At 42.2% G+C, this 18547-nt stretch carries 18 protein-coding genes; all 18 read right to left on the reverse strand.

Annotated elements, in window-relative coordinates; genetic code table 11:
- Positions 1-259: 259 nt before the first annotated feature.
- Complete coding sequence (locus tag EEL30_04235; protein ID QDX91646.1) at positions 260-2992, reverse strand: hypothetical protein; 2733 nt, start codon at positions 2990-2992, stop codon at positions 260-262.
- Positions 2993-3155: 163 nt separating this feature from the next.
- Positions 3156-4322 carry a UDP-N-acetylglucosamine 2-epimerase (non-hydrolyzing) gene (locus tag EEL30_04240; protein QDX91647.1) on the reverse strand — a complete coding sequence of 389 codons (1167 nt, stop codon included), beginning with the start codon at positions 4320-4322 and terminating at the stop codon, positions 3156-3158.
- An 11-nt stretch (positions 4323-4333) separates the two neighbouring features.
- Positions 4334-4963 (reverse strand): uracil phosphoribosyltransferase, encoded by a 630-nt coding sequence (locus tag EEL30_04245; protein ID QDX91648.1) that lies wholly within the window; start codon positions 4961-4963, stop codon positions 4334-4336.
- A 288-nt stretch (positions 4964-5251) separates the two neighbouring features.
- A complete protein-coding gene (locus EEL30_04250) occupies positions 5252-6502 on the reverse strand; it encodes a serine hydroxymethyltransferase (protein ID QDX91649.1) in 1251 nt (416 codons plus the stop codon).
- Positions 6503-6573: 71 nt separating this feature from the next.
- A complete protein-coding gene (locus EEL30_04255) occupies positions 6574-7140 on the reverse strand; it encodes a TIGR01440 family protein (GenBank protein QDX91650.1) in 567 nt (188 codons plus the stop codon).
- A 1-nt stretch (position 7141) separates the two neighbouring features.
- Complete coding sequence (rpiB, locus tag EEL30_04260; protein ID QDX91651.1) at positions 7142-7597, reverse strand: ribose 5-phosphate isomerase B; 456 nt, start codon at positions 7595-7597, stop codon at positions 7142-7144.
- Positions 7598-7780: 183 nt separating this feature from the next.
- Positions 7781-8257 carry a low molecular weight protein arginine phosphatase gene (locus tag EEL30_04265; GenBank protein ID QDX91652.1) on the reverse strand — a complete coding sequence of 159 codons (477 nt, stop codon included), beginning with the start codon at positions 8255-8257 and terminating at the stop codon, positions 7781-7783.
- Between the two features lie 38 nt (positions 8258-8295).
- Positions 8296-8856, reverse strand: coding sequence for a manganese efflux pump (locus tag EEL30_04270; GenBank protein QDX91653.1), 561 nt, complete (start codon positions 8854-8856; stop codon positions 8296-8298).
- A 91-nt stretch (positions 8857-8947) separates the two neighbouring features.
- Positions 8948-10027: a threonylcarbamoyl-AMP synthase gene (locus tag EEL30_04275; GenBank protein QDX95665.1), complete on the reverse strand. Its 1080-nt coding sequence runs from the start codon at positions 10025-10027 to the stop codon at positions 8948-8950.
- A gap of 184 nt (positions 10028-10211) precedes the next feature.
- Positions 10212-10979 carry a stage II sporulation protein R gene (gene spoIIR, locus EEL30_04280; protein QDX91654.1) on the reverse strand — a complete coding sequence of 256 codons (768 nt, stop codon included), beginning with the start codon at positions 10977-10979 and terminating at the stop codon, positions 10212-10214.
- A gap of 86 nt (positions 10980-11065) precedes the next feature.
- Entirely contained in the window at positions 11066-11965 is a 900-nt protein-coding gene (prmC, locus tag EEL30_04285; protein QDX91655.1) for a peptide chain release factor N(5)-glutamine methyltransferase, read from the reverse strand.
- On the reverse strand, positions 11952-13025 hold the full coding sequence (locus EEL30_04290; protein ID QDX91656.1) for a peptide chain release factor 1: 1074 nt from the start codon (positions 13023-13025) through the stop codon (positions 11952-11954). Before EEL30_04290 ends, prmC begins: the two co-directional genes overlap by 14 nt.
- Positions 13026-13200: 175 nt before the next feature.
- Positions 13201-13653: a hypothetical protein gene (locus EEL30_04295; GenBank protein ID QDX91657.1), complete on the reverse strand. Its 453-nt coding sequence runs from the start codon at positions 13651-13653 to the stop codon at positions 13201-13203.
- 85 nt (positions 13654-13738) lie between these two features.
- Positions 13739-14347 carry a thymidine kinase gene (locus tag EEL30_04300; GenBank protein QDX91658.1) on the reverse strand — a complete coding sequence of 203 codons (609 nt, stop codon included), beginning with the start codon at positions 14345-14347 and terminating at the stop codon, positions 13739-13741.
- Positions 14348-14595: 248 nt separating this feature from the next.
- A complete protein-coding gene (locus tag EEL30_04305; protein ID QDX91659.1) occupies positions 14596-14796 on the reverse strand; it encodes a 50S ribosomal protein L31 in 201 nt (66 codons plus the stop codon).
- A 120-nt stretch (positions 14797-14916) separates the two neighbouring features.
- Complete coding sequence (locus EEL30_04310; protein ID QDX91660.1) at positions 14917-16182, reverse strand: radical SAM protein; 1266 nt, start codon at positions 16180-16182, stop codon at positions 14917-14919.
- Positions 16183-16253: 71 nt separating this feature from the next.
- Positions 16254-17162 carry a M23 family metallopeptidase gene (locus EEL30_04315; GenBank protein QDX91661.1) on the reverse strand — a complete coding sequence of 303 codons (909 nt, stop codon included), beginning with the start codon at positions 17160-17162 and terminating at the stop codon, positions 16254-16256.
- Positions 17163-17228: 66 nt separating this feature from the next.
- Positions 17229-18521, reverse strand: coding sequence for a transcription termination factor Rho (locus tag EEL30_04320; GenBank protein QDX91662.1), 1293 nt, complete (start codon positions 18519-18521; stop codon positions 17229-17231).
- Positions 18522-18547 lie beyond the last annotated feature (26 nt).

Below are 18547 nucleotides of genomic sequence, written 5' to 3' on the forward strand. Positions count from 1 at the left end.
TAGTAAGCTTTTGCTAGTTAATTTCATTACTTATGAATCTTCAGTCTATTACTCACAATAATTAGTAACTAAGCTTTATTTTACCATATTTTTAAGGAGACAGATATCAATTAGATTATACTATTTATAACTTTCCCATTAATTACTATAGTTGAAAAAATCAAAAAGTAAACAGGTAATTTTTAGAAATGGAACAAACTGTACAGTTTGATAGAAAAAGCCGCCTTTGCAGATAGCAGAAGACGGCTAAACTCTTGATTTATCTTTGAATTAATCGATACAAGGCTGCTACACAAACAGCACGAGTAGTTGGGCTATCGGGTTTGAAACTTCCCTGAATAGGATCAATTAGCCCTAACCCTACTATATTAGCAATAGGCGCAGATGCCCAAGAAGGGATTTGCTTTTGGTCCTTCAAGCTCACTTTAGAAGTAGCTTGTTGTTGCAAAATCCGATCCAGAATAATAGCTGCTTCCGCTCTGGTAACCGGCTGGTCTGGACGGAAGGTCTTATCCTGATATCCTTTCACCAAATCCATGGAAACCGCTACTTGCACAGCAGCTTCTGCATAAGAAGGAACCTTATCCTTGAAATTCAGTTTAGGCTGGCTAGGTAGCTCCCAATTAAAAACCCTAGCTAAGAGCGTTACATATTGAGCACGTGTTAAAGAGACGTCTGGGCCGAATTTATTGGCAGATAGTCCTTTAACAAAGTCTTGTTCAGCCATATATAAAATCTCTTTTTTATAAGGATGATTTACTATATCGCTAAACTGTTGCCCAAATGGCACCAACAGTGTCGCATCATCAATGTAAATACTACCTTGCTCTGGACGTGATTCTGAGCCTTCTGACAAGTTAGCTAGGTATATGCTCTTCAGTTTCAAAGGATACGCTGCATTCGACGGGAAATAGCCTCTAAGCTGTTTCCAGCCTGTCCAGTTAATCTCCTTGGCTAGATCTACATAAAGTGTTTGGCCTTTGCTATCAATTACTTCAGCACGAAGCCAGTGGTTACTGTTATCTCCGTACACCCACAGTCCCATACCAAAAGGTTGACCAGGAATCGTCATAGGAGTAGCTCCCATTTTTCCATAAGCAAAACGAGTATTGTTAGATGGTGCCCCACTGAAGTCATACGTTAATTTGGCAGATTTACTGGAACCATGTACCTGTTCGTTTTGAAGCGAGAAAGATCCTTTAGAAGTGAGAACTTCTGGATTCCCTGCAAACGAAATACCTGGCACATTATCAAAATTGATCCATGGTTGCTCAGAAGCTCCTACCGTAATTGGTACTGAAGTGGTTTTACCGTCATATGATACGGTCAAGGTAGCTTGGCCCGTTTGTTCTCCAGCAACCATTTGCAATTGTTCATTAATGGTTACCAGATTATTGCTCACAGAGGTTTTTACAGATAATGGTGTCGCTGTTACCAACTCACCTTTATTCGTTTTGATTTTAATATCTAGTGGCAATGTTTGACCTGGCATTAATGTAAGTGGAGATGGTGAGACCATCACCTGCTGTACCTCAGCACCACTAACGACATGAATATTTTTCTTCGTTTGAATGCCATTTACACTAGCTGTAACCATAGAAGTGCCTGATTGACGGGCAATAAATGAAGAACCTTCAAATGATCCAGAATCTCCTTCTACTCCCCAAGAAATCTGATTGGCATCAATCTTAAACGGTAAATAGTGGTTATCATATGCTTTGGTTCCAAATTGAATAGCTTGTCCAATCAGCGTTTCAGTAGGTCCTGTTAATTGAAAACCTGCTAAATCTCCCGCAGGAGCTGTATTAAATACACCCAATCCCGTTGGAACTCGACGTTCTACACCCTGCATAGGGCGATTGGCCAGTTTGGCTTCTGTCTCTCCCAGCATGCGGACTGCTAGTGTTTGTGAACCGCCACCATCAAAATTGGCAGCCATATAAGAGCCAACTTCGACCATAATCTGAGCAAACTCTACAAGGGTTACTCCTCGACTGGAACTGCCCTGCTCCACGCTTACAATATAAAGTGTCTTACCATCCTGGGAGACTCCTACACCGGTTCGAGCTGTGATACCCATAACAGCTTTATCCGCAGAAATGTTAGCCACTTTCCCCTGATTAACTAGTAAAGCATGACCACCCACTGCTTGGGCCCACTCTTTTGAATTGGGAGTAGTTTGTGAATCAACAGTCACAGAAGAGCCTATTGGAAACTCTTGTTTTAGAAATTGGGCGGCAGTCCCGTGTCCCCACAGCACAAAACCATTGGCAGGAATCGCTGCGCCAGGTTGATCCACACGTACTTCGGTAGCTATGCCATTTTGAAACACTACCTCAACCACACCTTTGTAGCCTTTAATTGTACCTAAACTGGTTTTTCCGAAGGCAGGTGTATACATGTTAAGCTGGTTCTCATGACTTTTACCTGCTGTAGAAGAATATTCTTCCTTATTAATCCCGCGCAAACTCATGTTTTTACCATTTTGAGAGGTTACGAGTCCAGTGAACCCAAATCGTTCAATAAGAGCGGTCTTATCGGATGTAATCCCTAAGCTATAGTAATACGGCAAATGTCCCATAGAAGAAATAGTTTCCCCATCTTTTACAACAAGTCCGAATGGTGCCCCACGTAGGGACATGTTGAAAAAGTCAGCATTAACACCAGCAATTGCGCCTGCTTCATTAGTCATTTTAGTAATACTTTGTTTTTCTGTTACACGTCCATTTGTTCCGTAAATTGGCTTTACTTCTACGTATGGATTATTCAAATCCACTTTTGTTATGTAGATTTTACTTTTCTTGTCGCCATATACCTTTTCATAATGCGTTAAGGTTGTACCTTCCCCAATTGGCGTTTGCCAAACCGTTGTTAACGGTCCTACTGTCGCAGCTTCTACCGAATAGGCAGGCAGCACGACAGGGAGAATTGCCCCGCATGCTACAGTTGTAGCCAGCATTAACGACAGAAACCGAGCTGGCTTCTTATTCATTTTGTTGAAACTCCTCTCCATTGGCTAAACTTTCTCTTTTTTCCTATCCATTACTAATGTTTAGACGTATCGAATCGTCCACAAGTTTCAGTATTATATCGTTTTTTATGTGCCCCCAAAATGAAAAGAGACGTTCTGGGAAAAACGCCTCTTTTTACATGCTTTATTTAGATAATAACTTCTCTTGACGTGGTTGGAAAGAGGTTGGACGAACAGAAGTGCAACCGAAATGATACAAGATTGCTTGAACAATTCTCTCCGATGCCTTTCCATCCCCATATGGGTTAGCTGCTTGGGCCATTTGTTCATAAGCCTCTGCATTTGTTAATAATTCGTTCGCCATATCGTATACTTGTTGCTCATCCGTTCCTGCCAATTTCAACGTACCAGCCACAATTCCTTCTGGACGCTCTGTAGTGTCACGCAAGACAAGTACAGGCACACCAAGAGAAGGTGCTTCTTCTTGTACTCCGCCAGAGTCAGTCAAAATTAAATGGGCATGGCGAGCAAAATTATGGAAATCAAAAGCATCTAACGGATCAATTAATTGAATACGATCGTGATTACCCAAGAACTCCTGAGCCACTTCCTGCACCGCTGGATTCAGATGTACAGGATAAACTACTGCGATTTCTTCATGCTCATCAACCAACCTGCGAACAGCTCGGAAGATACGACGCATAGGTTCACCTAGATTTTCACGACGGTGTGCTGTCATCAACACCATCTTTTTGCCTGCTACCTTATCCAACACGGGATGTTTATAGTCAGACTTCACGGTTGTCTGTAACGCATCAATCGCTGTATTACCTGTAATATAGATCGCTTGCTCTTGCTTATTTTCACGACGTAAATTATCAGCAGAACCCTCTGTTGGTGCAAAATGCAGGTCAGCCATAACTCCCGTCAGCTGACGATTCATCTCTTCTGGGAATGGAGAATACTTGTCCCATGTACGAAGTCCCGCTTCAACGTGTCCGATTGCTACCTGGTTGTAAAAAGAAGCCAAGCTCGCAACGAAGGTTGTCGTGGTGTCGCCATGCACGAGTACGATATCTGGTTGTGCTTCTTTGATCGCTTTATCTAAGCTCTCTAATGCGCGGGTTGTGATGTCGATCAAAGTTTGACGATCTTTCATGATATTTAAATCCATGTCAGGCGTGATCTGAAAAATCTCCAGTACCTGATCCAGCATTTGACGATGCTGGGCTGTCACACATACGATAGATTCAATCTGCTCACTATGTCTTTTTAACTCGTGTACAAGTGGAGCCATTTTAATTGCTTCCGGTCTTGTCCCGAATACCGTCATTACTTTTATCTTTTTCATCAAGACGCCCCCTATTTCGTTCCGTACAAACGATCTCCGGCATCTCCCAGTCCAGGAATAATATAACCGTGATCGTCCAGATATTCATCTACTTTCGCTACAAAGATGTCTACATCTGGATGTTCGTCTTGTATTACCTTAATTCCTTCTGGAGCAGCGATCAGACACATTAATTTGAGGTTCTTAGCACCACGTTTTTTAAGAGCTTCGATAGCAGCTACAGCAGAACCCCCAGTTGCTAGCATAGGGTCGATCACGATCAATTCACGCTCAGCAATATCGGTTGGTAATTTTACATAGTATTCTACTGGTTGCAATGTTTCAGGATCACGATACAAGCCTACATGACCTACTTTTGCTGCAGGAATCAATTTCAGTACGCCGTCAACCATACCTAATCCAGCACGCAATATCGGTACTAGCCCTACTTTTTTACCAGCAATTACGTTAGATTTACAAGTTGCTACTGGTGTTTGAATTTCTACTTCTTCTAAAGGCATATCTCTCGTAATTTCATATGCCATAAGAGTTGCTACTTCATCTACTAACTCTCGGAATTCTTTTGTCCCTGTATTTTTATCACGAATAAACGTCAACTTATGCTGAATCAAAGGATGGTCAAATACATATACACGGCTCATGCTAGTACCTCCGTTTCATTATTAGCAAACACATTATGTACACGAAGCCCAAGGCTCCTTGAAATAAGCTTTTCTTATCATAAAGGAGCAAAGCTATATCGTCAATTTGCCTGAAAATATTGACTTATATATTATGTTAATGTCGTGTGTTTGCTTCTCTTCGCTAGTTTCTCCCCGCCTGTACAGAAATATAAATAGGAACACACAGAAAAACAGGCCCTCTCCTCGCAAGGTAGGTGGACCTGTTCGTTATTTTATGACTCTTTAAGCAAATACTTACGTAATTGATTAGATAGTCAAACCTTCATATAGTGGAAACTTCTTGCTCAGTGCCGCAACACGATCACGAGCTTCTGCATGCTTGGCTTCGTCTTCTGGATTCTTCAGAGTCAGAGCAATGATACTTGCTACTTCTTTCATTGCTTCTTCATCAAAACCACGACTAGTTACAGCTGGAGTACCCATGCGTACACCGCTTGTAACAAACGGGCTAGCCGGATCAAACGGAATCGTATTTTTGTTGGTCGTAATACCTACTTCATCAAGAAGATGCTCTGCCACTTTACCCGTAAGTTCTAGATTACGCACATCTATTAATACCAGATGGTTATCTGTACCACCTGACACCAGCTGTAATCCTTCTGCCTGTAGCGCTGTAGCAAAAGCGCGAGCATTGTTAACAACTCGTTGAGAGTATTCTTTGAATTCAGGTTGTAGTGCTTCACCAAATGAAACTGCTTTTGCTGCAATAATGTGCATCAACGGACCACCTTGTACCCCTGGGAATACAGATTTGTCGATCGCTTTTGCGAACTCTTCTTTGCAAAGAATTAAACCGCCGCGAGGTCCACGCAATGTTTTATGGGTAGTAGACGTAACAAAATGAGCATAAGGCACTGGATTTTGATGTAGCCCTGCTGCAACAAGACCAGCGATATGCGCCATGTCTACCATGAGGTATGCGCCAACTTCATCAGCAATTTCACGGAATTTAGCAAAATCAATCTCACGCGGATATGCACTTGCCCCAGCTACTATCAGCTTTGGTTTATGTTCTAATGCTTTTGCACGAACTATGTCATAGTTAATGAGATGACTATCTTCATCTACACCATATTCAACAAAGTTATAGAGAACACCTGAGAAGTTAACGCTGCTACCATGCGTTAAATGACCACCATGGGACAAGTTCATGCCCAAAACGGTATCTCCTGGTTGCAACATGGTGAAATAAACAGCCATGTTAGCTTGAGCACCAGAATGTGGTTGAACGTTGGCATGCTCTGCACCAAATAATTCTTTGACGCGATCACGAGCAATGTTTTCTGCAATATCTACATACTCACAACCACCATAGTAACGACGGCCAGGGTAACCCTCCGCATACTTGTTGGTAAGTACGGTCCCCATTGCTTCCATTACGGTACGACTCACAAAGTTTTCTGATGCAATTAACTCAATCTTGTCGCGTTGACGTCCTAATTCCAATCGAATGGCTTCTGTAATTTGTGGGTCTTTTTCTTTTAAGATATCGAACATAATCTTATCCCTCCCTATTTATCTGCACTTTTCTTTTGTTCACCTTGTATGTTAACCCAAGTTGTTTTTCTCTAGGTACAGGTCTGTTGATCCACGCGTTCATAAACCGCTCGTGCTCCGCCAATCATTTTTGGTCTTGTATAGGCCGCAGTGAGATGAGCTGCCCCTATTTGTTTACGGCTGAGTCTTACCGGAACTGCCACGTGTTTAAGATGCATACCAATAAAGGTATCTCCAATATCAAGACCAGCATGCGCCTTTATATGCTCTACAACAGCCGGTGACTTCATTTGCTGGTAGGCATAAGCAGCCATAGAACCTCCGGCACGCGGTACTGGAATAACACTGACTTCTTCCAGTCTATATTGTTGTATCGTAGAACGTTCTACAACAAGTGCACGATTTAAATGCTCACAGCATTGAAAAGCAATCTGAAAGCTTACTTCATGCTGAGCCTCTGCAATTCCCTTCCAGATAGCGGTAGCCACTTCCTCGCTACCTGCTTTGCCTATATGCTGGCCAATCACTTCGCTCGTACTGCAACCGATCACCAAAAGTTGGTCAGCATACAGATTTGCTACTTTTACTAATTCCAACACACAATCTCTGATCTCTTGCTGAAGACGAGCAATCTCCACCTTACTTCACTCCCGAATATTTCGCCTCAATATCCATCACTTTCTTAACGCGATTCTCGTGGCGGCCACCTTCAAATTCAGTTCCCAACCAAATTTTTACAATATCAAGCGCTAAGCCAGGCCCAATTACTCGCTCTCCCATAGCTAGCATATTCGTATCATTATGCTCGCGAGTCGCTTTTGCAGAGAACGTATCATGAACTAACGCACAACGAATTCCACGCACCTTATTAGCTGCAATGGACATGCCAATGCCTGTCCCACATACTAAAATACCTCTGTCAAACTCTCCAGAAGCTACTTTTTCTGCAACAGGCAAGGCATAGTCTGGGTAATCAACAGAGGTCTCGCAATTACAACCAAAATCTTCGAACGTAATCTGCATAGATGTTAAAAGCTTTTTGATCTCTTCTTTTAGATGTAATCCGCCATGATCGGCTGCTAATGCCACTTTCATTGTGCAATCCCTCACTTTTGTCGTCATATGATGTATTATACATGATTATCCTAACGAAATACAGTCCAGAAACAACCGACAGCTCGTTTTTACCATGAAACACAAACGTTTTCACATAAATATATATAAATGTTCGTATTTTAAACAAAGAAGGTCCTGGGAATGTTCCAGCACCTTTTTAACTTATTCCATATCCTGACGATAATCTTTGTTTGTCTCGTCCAGATTCTTTAGTTTTTCCCGAACAACCTGTAAATCTTCTTCTAATTCTTTTGCTGTAGCACGGTACATCTCCAATGTTCCACCGTAGGGATCTGTGATGTCGCCTTGTTGCCCATATGCATACTCTTTTAACGAGTATACCTTTGCTGTCGCTTCTGGAAAATGACTCAGAATGGCTGTTTTATGCCCTTGAGTCATCGTAATGATAAGATCTGCCTGATTTATCTGGTCACCAGTAATCTGTTGAGAAATGTGCTCATGTGTTAATCCCTTTTCCTCTAACACCTGTTGGGCATGCAAAGAAGCAGGTTGGCCCTCAAACACAGCAACTCCTGCTGAGGCAATCTCCATTTGTAAATCCCTTACTCGTTGACGGAAAAGAACTTCTGCCATGGGACTTCTGCAAGTATTACCTGTACAAACAAATAAAATTCGCATGCTAAGATACCTCCTTTTCTACCAAACTTTTTATATACTTACAAAATAAATTTTAAGCCAAAAATCAATAGTATGACTCCACCAATAATTTCACTGTATTCACCCAGCCAGCCTCCGACGCTTTTTCCTACCATCAGACCAGCACAAGCCATCAGACCTCCGATGATACCGAACAAGCTAACTGCTAGCCATTTGTTAACTGCCATCAAACCAAGTGAAAAGCCTACTGATAAGGCATCCAAGCTGACACTAAAGGCAAACAAAATAAGTCCAAGACCTGTTGTTTTAATTAGACTTCCCTCATTTTCTCCAAAAAAGACGCTCCATAACATATGTACGCCTAAGAGAATCAAGATAGCGCCCCCAATATAAATAGCGATATCTCCTACAATGTCAGAGAGATAGGTGCCGATCACAATACCTAACAGAGGCATAGCAATATGAAAAAATCCAATCATTACGCTGATATTCAAAATTTTACGTAGCCGTAGTCCCACCATGCCAAGTCCAATACCGAGTGAGAATGCGTCCATTCCCAGTGCGATCGCTATCAGTAGTAATGTTAGAAATTGTCCCCAGAGATATACCGCAGCTTCCACACTCTTCCCCCCTGTCTTTTTCACCTTATGCGGACAGGGGGGTAAAAATTCTTTTTCTCTACAGGTTGTACATCCTGATTTTAAAACATTTTTAGGCCTTTATGATTCGATGAGATGCTGCTTTTTCTAAGCGATTCATCACGGCTAGTCCAAGACCCTCACGCGGATACGTTTCCGCTAAAATAAACTGAATTTGCTCCTCATCAAATCGACGCAAATCCGTATACAGATCCTGCGCTACTTCCTCCAATGATGCCAAGGAGCCACATGCAAGAGTTAGGTTCACCAGGGCATGGTTGTTCCAATAGTCTAGATGTTCCTTCGGTACCATAACCCCTGTTGTTAATCCTTGTTCTTTGGCTTCTATTAAAAGCTCCAGCATTTTAGCTTTCACTTCGTCCTCTTGACCCGACACCAACCATAAATCACCTGTAGGTGCATAATGCTTATATTTCATACCGGGCGAAATAGGTTGTTCCTCTTCCTCCGTTAAAAAGGCCGGATCAATTGCTACCTCTCCGATTACTTGTTGAATTTGTTCCAACGTAATACCACCTGGGCGATGAATCATCGGCGGCTCCACCGTCATGTCTATTGTCGTAGATTCTACACCTACCCCTGTATTTCCTCCGTCCACGATTCCCGCAATTCGTCCAGTTAAGTCTTCCATGACATGCTGAGCTGTTGTAGGGCTGGGACGACCAGAACGGTTTGCACTTGGTGCCGCAATGGGAACTTGTGCCTGTTTAATTAATTCTAAAGCGACAGGATGATCTGGCATACGTACTCCTACTGTAGGTAATCCGGCCGTTACTTTGGAAGCAATCTCTTCTCTTTTGGGTAAAAACATGGTTAGTGGTCCAGGCCAAAACGCCTCCATCAACTGTCTTGCTTTCACAGGGATGTCAGTGGCCACAGCGTCTAGTTGTGTTTTTTCACCAATATGGACGATCAGTGGATTATCACTCGGCCTACCCTTAGCAACGAAGATTTTTTCCACAGCCTCATCAGATAATGCATTCGCTCCTAGCCCATAAACCGTTTCGGTAGGAAACGCAACTAGCTCTCCTGATTCGACAAGTCTTGCTGCATCCACAAGATGTGTACAACTTTTTTGGTCTTCCACATTCTTATCCACAAGCCAAACCTTTGTCAGTATATTCTGTTCCATCCGATAAACCCTTTCTTCTTCGTTATTCATGCTCGCTTTGCTTCCATAGTATATGTTTTTCCTAAAAAGTTTTCAACAGGCTGTGGGTAACCTGTGGATAAACCTATTGACTTTTTCGACTTTTCACTTAAAAAAAGCCTATCCAAGTGGACAGGCTGGAGGGGGAGCAAAATTATTTCCCTGATTAAAACCAGGAGCGAAGTTTGTCCCATATAAAGGAGCGCACTTCCACTTTAGGTGTTTCATTATCAGGCACAATAGCTGCTGTATCAACATTCCCTACTGTCTTTTCCTGTACAATACCTGGATCTTTCACGATATTATTATCTGAATTTTCTTTGTTATCATTCTCTTGTGGCTCACTATTTCCCACTATACTTTGTACAGGTTCTACTACTTGTACATCTTCCTCCACAGTAGTCGTTAAGTTATCCACAGTGTCTTCTTTTTTCACCATTCCATCCCCATTTGATAAATCAATAAAGCATAGGGGAGGGAATAATACACACCACCAATTTTGTCCTTCTGCCTTACCAATTCGTACACGTAAAGCTTCATAATCACCAGCTGGATAGATATATGATCCATATTGTTTCGTAGGGAATTCTACTCGACCGAAATATACCTCTGCTGGATAGGAATAGCCACGGTCAGCAATTGTCTGATCCACAACTTTTTGAATTTCATTCATGTGATCAGTTACGAGTAAGCGAGCTTGGTCATAAGTATGGATCTCTTTTATCCATTTGTTCATTTCCGCGATAATCGCATCGCGCACTTCTCGTTTTAGCCATTGGTCCTGTACGGAATCGCTGTTTGCCAATATGCGCAATCGAATGGATTCCTGTGGAATTGGACCGTTGTTACGTATATTTGCCGAGGTAATTTGCCCTTCCCAGCTCATTAATGCGATCGTCAAACCAAATAGGATAAAAAAGAACCGTTTCATCATAACCAACTCTCCCCTCATATACTGTCTCTCTAGCAAACAGTATGGACAATAAGAGAATGTGATAAACCCGGTTCTTACAACTATTTTTAATTGTGTAGTCGATAGCCGACAATAATACGATCTATACCCGCCAAATCAGGATAAATGAATACCTCATCAATGGCACCTGAATCTTTCATAAGCTGAGCTACTGTCTCTGCCTGATAGATTCCTACTTCAAAAGCTACCAGGGCAGTCGGCTCTAGCAATAGTGGCAAGGCTTCACAAATTCTACGATAGAAAATATAGCCGTCCACTCCCCCATCAAGAGCTAAACGTGGTTCGTAACCAAGAACTTCCGTATCCAATTCGTCTACATCAGTACTTGGGATGTAGGGTGGGTTAGATATCAAGATGTCCACACGCTCACCTGCTATAAGCATCGGTTCAACCAAATCGCCTTGTAAAAAACGAACTCTGTCCCGCACACCTAACCGTTCAGCATTTTTCGTAGCAATCGCTATAGCATCCAAAGAAATATCCACAGTCGTTAGTTGCCAGTTTGGTTTTTCCGCTGCCAACGTCAGCGTGATCGCCCCACTACCCGTTCCAAAATCTACAACGGATAACGTTTGTTCTGTATCCCAGATTCGTTGGGAATGAAGCAGGACCTGCTCAATTAATAGCTCTGTCTCTGGACGCGGGATTAGAACGCCTGGAGCTACCATAAAATCTCGTCCGTAAAAATTTTGTTCACCTAAGATGTACTGGATAGGTTCATGAGTAGCTCTCCGCTCAAGTAGCACTTGAATAGCAGCTACCTCATCAGCACTAATCGGATCAGGCATAGATGCTAAAAAGCTTGCCCGGCTCTTCTTGAGTACATGACGAATGATTAATTCCGCTTCAAACCGTGGATCTTTCGTACCCGCTTCACCTAAAAAGGAAGAAGCCCAAAGCAGGGCTTCTCTCACGTTATTCATTGGATTCATCTTATGCGCTGGCATCGTTTTTCATTAGCTCCGTCTGTTCGTGCATAATGAGATTATCAATGATTTCGTCCATTTCTCCATCTAGAATAGTTTCTAGACGATGTAGCGTCAAACCGATGCGGTGATCGGTCACACGGCTTTGCGGGAAGTTATAGGTACGAATACGTTCACTACGGTCACCAGTACCAACTAAGGATTTACGGTTTGCATCAATTTCAGCATTCGCTTGTTGACGATAGTAATCAGACAGACGAGCCCGCAGAATTTTTAATGCTTTATCCTTATTGGAATGCTGGGACTTCTCATCCTGACAAGATACCATGATACCCGTCGGTAAGTGAGTAACACGCACCGCGGATTTCGTAGTATTAACCGACTGTCCACCTGCACCGCTGGAACAGAATGTGTCAATACGAATATCTTTATCGCTAATTTCCACGTCTACTTCTTCGACTTCAGGTAATACAAGAACCGTAGCTGTGGACGTATGAATACGACCGCCAGACTCCGTAGACGGGATACGCTGTACGCGATGTGCACCGCTCTCAAATTTAAGTTTACTGTAAGCGCCTCGACCATTCACAGCAAACACAACTTCTTTAAATCCACCAATATCTGTTTCGTTCGCTTCCATCACGTCGATTTTGAAACCATGACGCTCTGCAAAACGAGTGTACATTCGGTATAAACTAGAAGCAAACAAAGCCGCTTCATCTCCACCTGCCGCACCACGAATCTCTACAATAACGTTTTTGTCATCGTTCGGATCTTTAGGCAACAGTAAGATTTTCAGACGATTTTCCAGCTCTTCCTTACTTTTGGACAGCTCGGAGATTTCCATTTTAACCATCTCACGCATTTCATCATCCAATTTTTCATCAAACATAGCCTTCGAATCATCAAGTTGTGTTAGAACAGATTTATATTCACGGTACGCGGTGACCATATCTTCCAAAGAGGATTGTTCTTTGGAGAGTTCACGTAGCTTTTTTGTATCACTAATTACGTCGGGGTCACACAAAAGGTTTGTAACTTCTTCGTAACGCTCTTCAACAGCAGATAAGCGTTTAAACATAGCTTCTCACCCCAATTTTCCCAATTTCCTGTAAGCTTATCGTATAGAAACGTAAAATCAATGCATAACATAAAAAGTATAGTAGATTTTGATATGAAAGTCAAAGAATTTACCTTACAACGATATACTTCATAGAAAGAAAAACCCGGCTAACTCACCGAGTTTTTATCCCTTACTATGAATGATATCCATCGTAGGAAGTTACATGAAAATCGTAGCGTCCACTTTTTTTATGCAGGGCGTCTATCACATGATGCTCAATTTTTCGAGCTTCGGCAGCTGTCACGTTTCGCTTGAGATCTAGTGTAACAAACACATCTTTTCCACGGAGAGAGACACGCGCATTCTCTACACCTTGTACTTTTTTCGCTTCTTGTTCCATTTCCTGAAGCAATTGTAGAGATGCTTTCTGTTCTCCCATCGCTTTATAAGGCTTTTGTTCTTTTTGAACGTGGTGTAGCATCTGCTGTTGTTGCATAGATTGGTGAATGGCTTGCTTCTTTTCTTGCTGTTGCACTTTGGGCTGAGACGATGACGCACATCCACCTACCAACATCCCTACAGCTACACTACTCACAATCAAGATTTTACTTGAGAATAGGCTTGTACAAGTCTTGCTGTTTTTCATCAAAAAAGCCACCTCCCGTTTTGCCTAGTGTGTGCAACCACTCCTACACCCATGCAAAAAAGAGATAGCTTTCCTATATACGCTTTTACTTACAACTACCAAATTCAACAGGCAAGGTTTTTGGAAGTCCTGGTGGCTGATAGTAATGCTTACGACAAACGCTACTATAGGTTTCTTCTCCACCAATTTGGATCGTTTCCCCTGTATATACTGGTTTACCTTGCTGGAATTTTAAAATATGTGTCGCCTTTTTATTACAGAAAACACATACTGTTTTAATTTCCTCAATCTTATCCGCTTCACAGAGCAAAGCTTGACTGCCAGGAAATAATTGATTTTTAAAGTCTTTTAAAAGCCCGTACACGATTACAGGGATATGCAACTCATCCACAATTCTTGCCAATTGCCTTACATGTTCCTCAGCTAAAAATTGCCCCTCATCTACTAGTACACAGTGAGGTTGCTCTTGCTCTTCTTTTATAACCCGATACAGATCAGTGGTATTCTGAATCGGAAATGCCTCTCGTGAAATCCCGACTCTGGACGCTACCATCCCTACACCATAACGGTCATCAATTTCCGGTGTAAACACCATTACCTTCTTACCGGATTGTTCATAGTTATGTGCTACTGTTAGCAATTGAATAGACTTGGATGCGTTCATTGCACCATATCGAAAATACAATTGAGCCACTCCGCATTCTCCCTCTGTCGCCATTCTTTTCTACTTTCCGTTCCAAGCAACTGTAACATCATATCATTTTATATTAAGGATCGCCAATGGAGATTCACCCAAATAATCGAGATCAGGTGCTAACTCGCGTTATCCCTTATGTTCTACGTTTCTGTTCTGTCATTTTCCACGATTTGTGTCGATAATCTCTGTAGAAATAACAAGACCAGGTAGAATAAATTCCACCTGGTCTTTGTCTCTTCCTATAATTAGGAAAGATTGTATTTGCGTTTGAAACGATCTACACGGCCGCCAGCATCGATAAACTTTTGTTTACCAGTGTAAAACGGATGGCAAGCGGAGCAAACTTCTACGCGAAGGACGTCTTTTACAGAGCCGGATTCGAACTCATTGCCACATGCGCAAGTTACTTTAACCGTTTTGTAGTTTGGATGAATACCTTGTTTCATCTCTATGCACCTCTTTCCGCCCTGAATCGTTTGCCGAATCAGAGTTATATAAACATATAAAAGAATAGTATCACGTCTATCTTTCTATTGCAACCTTGCATACCTGATTGGAAAGAAAATCTATTTACCGCTTTTTTGCCTACGTTGGTGCTCAGGAGGCACGTGTGTAAACGACCCAATTACGACATCCGGTAATTCTTGTTGGTAGATTTCAATCGCCTGCTTCATTCCAAATACTTCTCCTTGAGCCTTAGGAATCATCTCTAAATAGCTTTCTGGATCAATGTTTAGATTGCGCAATTGAATTAATTTAATGCCTGTCCGTTTTATAAAATCAATCATCGCTTCCATCTCTTCTTCCCGATCAAATACACCTGGGAAACACAGATAATTAATTGATGTATATACACCCTGATTAGTAGCATATTCAGCAGAACGAGCTACATTTTCAAGCGTATAACCGCGAGGACGATAGTACGCATTGTAATGTTCATCAATCGCACTGATTGTGCTAATTCGCATGAGATCAAGACCTGCATCAACAATCCCTCTAATATGATCAGTTAAACCAGCATTGGTATTAATGTTGATATAGCCCATATTCGTCCGTTCACGAACGCGTCTCATTGCTGGAATGATAATCGACGCCATAGTAGACGGCTCTCCTTCACACCCTTGTCCAAAACTAATGATGCTTTCTGGAGTTTGTAAGTGATGCAACATCACTTCTACCAGTTCATCCTCAGTTGGTTTAAAGTTCATACGAGTCTGAGGAGAAGGGAATCCACTATCATCTGGTTGCTCCGAAATGCATCCGTAGCATCCCGCATTACAGGTTTTAGATACTGGTAGACTACCTTCCCAACGGTGGAAAAAATTGTTGGAGGCCGTTAAGCATTCATATTCTAGCGCACAATGAGACAAATGCTGTAAAATTCTATTTTCAGGAAACTGTTGCAGGGTAGCATCTACCTTGCCACGCAGCTCGTCCATCGGAAAATTATCTGGATTCCAATTATGTGGTTCATCACTTTTACGAGCAGCCACCCAAAAGGCATCGTCTTTCCAAACGACTGCTGTATAACCGAATAGAGGAAATTTATTATCTTTGTTTGTTTTGATGTAACCAGGCAGTAATAAACGTGTAAAACCTTGCGGGATCAACGCTCCTACCGCAGTATAACCATCCAGCTTGGTCATTTTACCAGTGTCCTCATCCATTCCCACAGGAACTGTGTCAGGCAAACTAACCAATGTTGATCCTTCAGGTAGAGGAATCAGCTCTTCCTCAAGTATCTCCGTCAGGATGTCGCCATTTCTAGCAATCGCCAGAACAGCATGATGGTCATACACCTGGCCTTTTTTATCTGCATACACCAAATACATGAATTACATCCGCCTCTCTTTTCTGCTGGTGACAATTGTAGCGTATTGAGAGAGCATTGTAAATGTGGGGACTACTTCCGTAAATAGCGCATAGGATTTAGGGGAATGTCATCCTGCCTCACTTCAAAATGAAGGTGATAATCAGTCGAGTCTCCCGTTTTTCCCATAAAACCAAGTACGTCTCCTTGATGCACATATTGCCCAGCCACTACATTAATTTTTCGCATGTGCGCATAAAAGGTTTGTAATCCATTACCATGATCCAATACTACCATCCGCCCGTACCCACTACGGTTTGCCCCAGCCTCTGCTACAAATCCTTCTTTCGCTGCCATAATAGGTGTATTGCCTCGTCGTTCATTCCACATGTCCACGCCTTTATGCATTTTACCCCATCGTGATCCAAAATCACTTGTTACAGTCGGTGCTGGAATTGGCCACTCCATCACACGATTTAGACTTACACTTCTACTAGCAACCTGTGCCAATTGTCTGCGCATATCAACTGTTCCTGCTAATGGAGACTCCCCAGCCACTACTGGTATCGTTAAAAGCTGCCCTTGATATAAACAATCCGGAATTGCTTTGAGCAAGGGGTTGCGCTTAATAATCTCATCTTGGGTTACTTGATATCTGTTAGCAATGCTATCTAACGTCTCACCAGTTTCTACTGTATGAGTCATCTCATTTTTATTGATTACCAGCTTCATTCCGATTCCGACCATATTAGGATTCCTCAGCTTGTTATCCTGAATCAGTTCTTGTAACGTAATCCCATATTGTTCTGAAATACGAGAAAGCGTGTCCCCTTTTTGAACGGTATATGAAGTAATCACACGGTTGCGCTTGGCTAATTTATCATTGGTCTCAATAGACGAGAACGGATTAAACACCTCAAATAGCGTTTGTTCCACAACAGCTTGCTTTGCTTCCTCGCTACTCTTCCACTCATTAATAAGCGTTGGGTGATTGGCATCCATCCGGGTAACCTCCCCTCATGTGCATATGACTATCCTATGCGCCAATCTAAAAAAAATGACGGGGGATTAACCCGCCGTCGTCGATGTTGTATATGTCTTACCTTTTGATGTCTTTGCTGGGCTGATGGTATCGAGACTTTGTAAAAATTCCTCGTTCGTTTTAGAATCACCTAATTTTTTCAAGAAGGTTTCCACAAATTCATGACTTTCGTTCATGTTTTTACGAATTAACCACAGCTTATCCAATTCCTCTTTGGACAAAAGCATTTCTTCCCGACGTGTACCAGATCGTCTAATATCAATAGCTGGGAATACGCGTCGTTCTGCCAATTTACGATCCAAATGCAATTCCATATTACCTGTCCCTTTAAATTCTTCATAAATAACATCATCCATACGAGATCCGGTTTCTACCAAAGCCGTAGCTAAGATTGTTAAGCTACCACCCTCTTCAACGTTCCGAGCTGAACCGAAGAATCTTTTCGGACGATGGAAAGCCGCAGGGTCAATACCACCTGATAGCGTACGACCACTTGGCGGAATCACCAAGTTATAGGCACGAGCTAAACGGGTGATGGAGTCTAGGAGAATGACAACATCCTTCTTATGTTCTACTAAGCGTTTCGCTCGTTCCAATACCAATTCTGCCACTTTAATGTGGTTCTCCGGCACCTCATCAAAGGTAGACGCTATGACCTCTCCTTTAACAGACCGTTGCATATCTGTTACTTCCTCTGGTCGTTCATCAATAAGTAAAACAAATAGATGAATATCTGGATTATTAGTAGAAATGCTATTGGCAATTTCTTTTAGCAACATGGTTTTACCAGCCTTAGGAGGCGCTACAATCAATCCGCGCTGTCCCAAACCAACAGGTGCAAGCATATCCATCAAACGAACAGAAAGCTTAGTAGGTGACGTTTCCAACGCGAGTTTTTCTTGAGGATACAGCGGTGTTAAGGCGGGGAAATGCAGTCTTTCAGATGCCATCTCAGGGTCTTGACCATTAACAGCTTCTACTTGCAATAATCCGAAGTAACGTTCTGTGTCTTTCGGTGCTCTCGCTTTCCCAGATACTAAATCGCCATTCCTTAAATCAAAACGACGAATTTGAGACTGAGAAATATAAATATCTTCCGGGCTAGGCAAATAATTAATGGGGCGAAGGAAACCAAACCCTTCCGGTAAGATTTCCAACACGCCTTCCATAAACATAAGCCCGTCTCTCTCAGCCTGAGCTCGTAATATGGCAAAGATTAATTCCCTCTTCTTAAGTTGTGAGTAATAAGGAATTTGAAAGTCTTTTGCCAACTTATACAAATCGGTTAATTTCTTTTCTTCTAATTCTGATAAAAGCACGTATTATTCCACCACTCTTTGCACTT

It is taken from the genome of Brevibacillus laterosporus (genome assembly GCA_007833815.1).
Taxonomy (GTDB): Bacteria; Bacillota; Bacilli; order Brevibacillales; family Brevibacillaceae; genus Brevibacillus_B; species Brevibacillus_B laterosporus_D.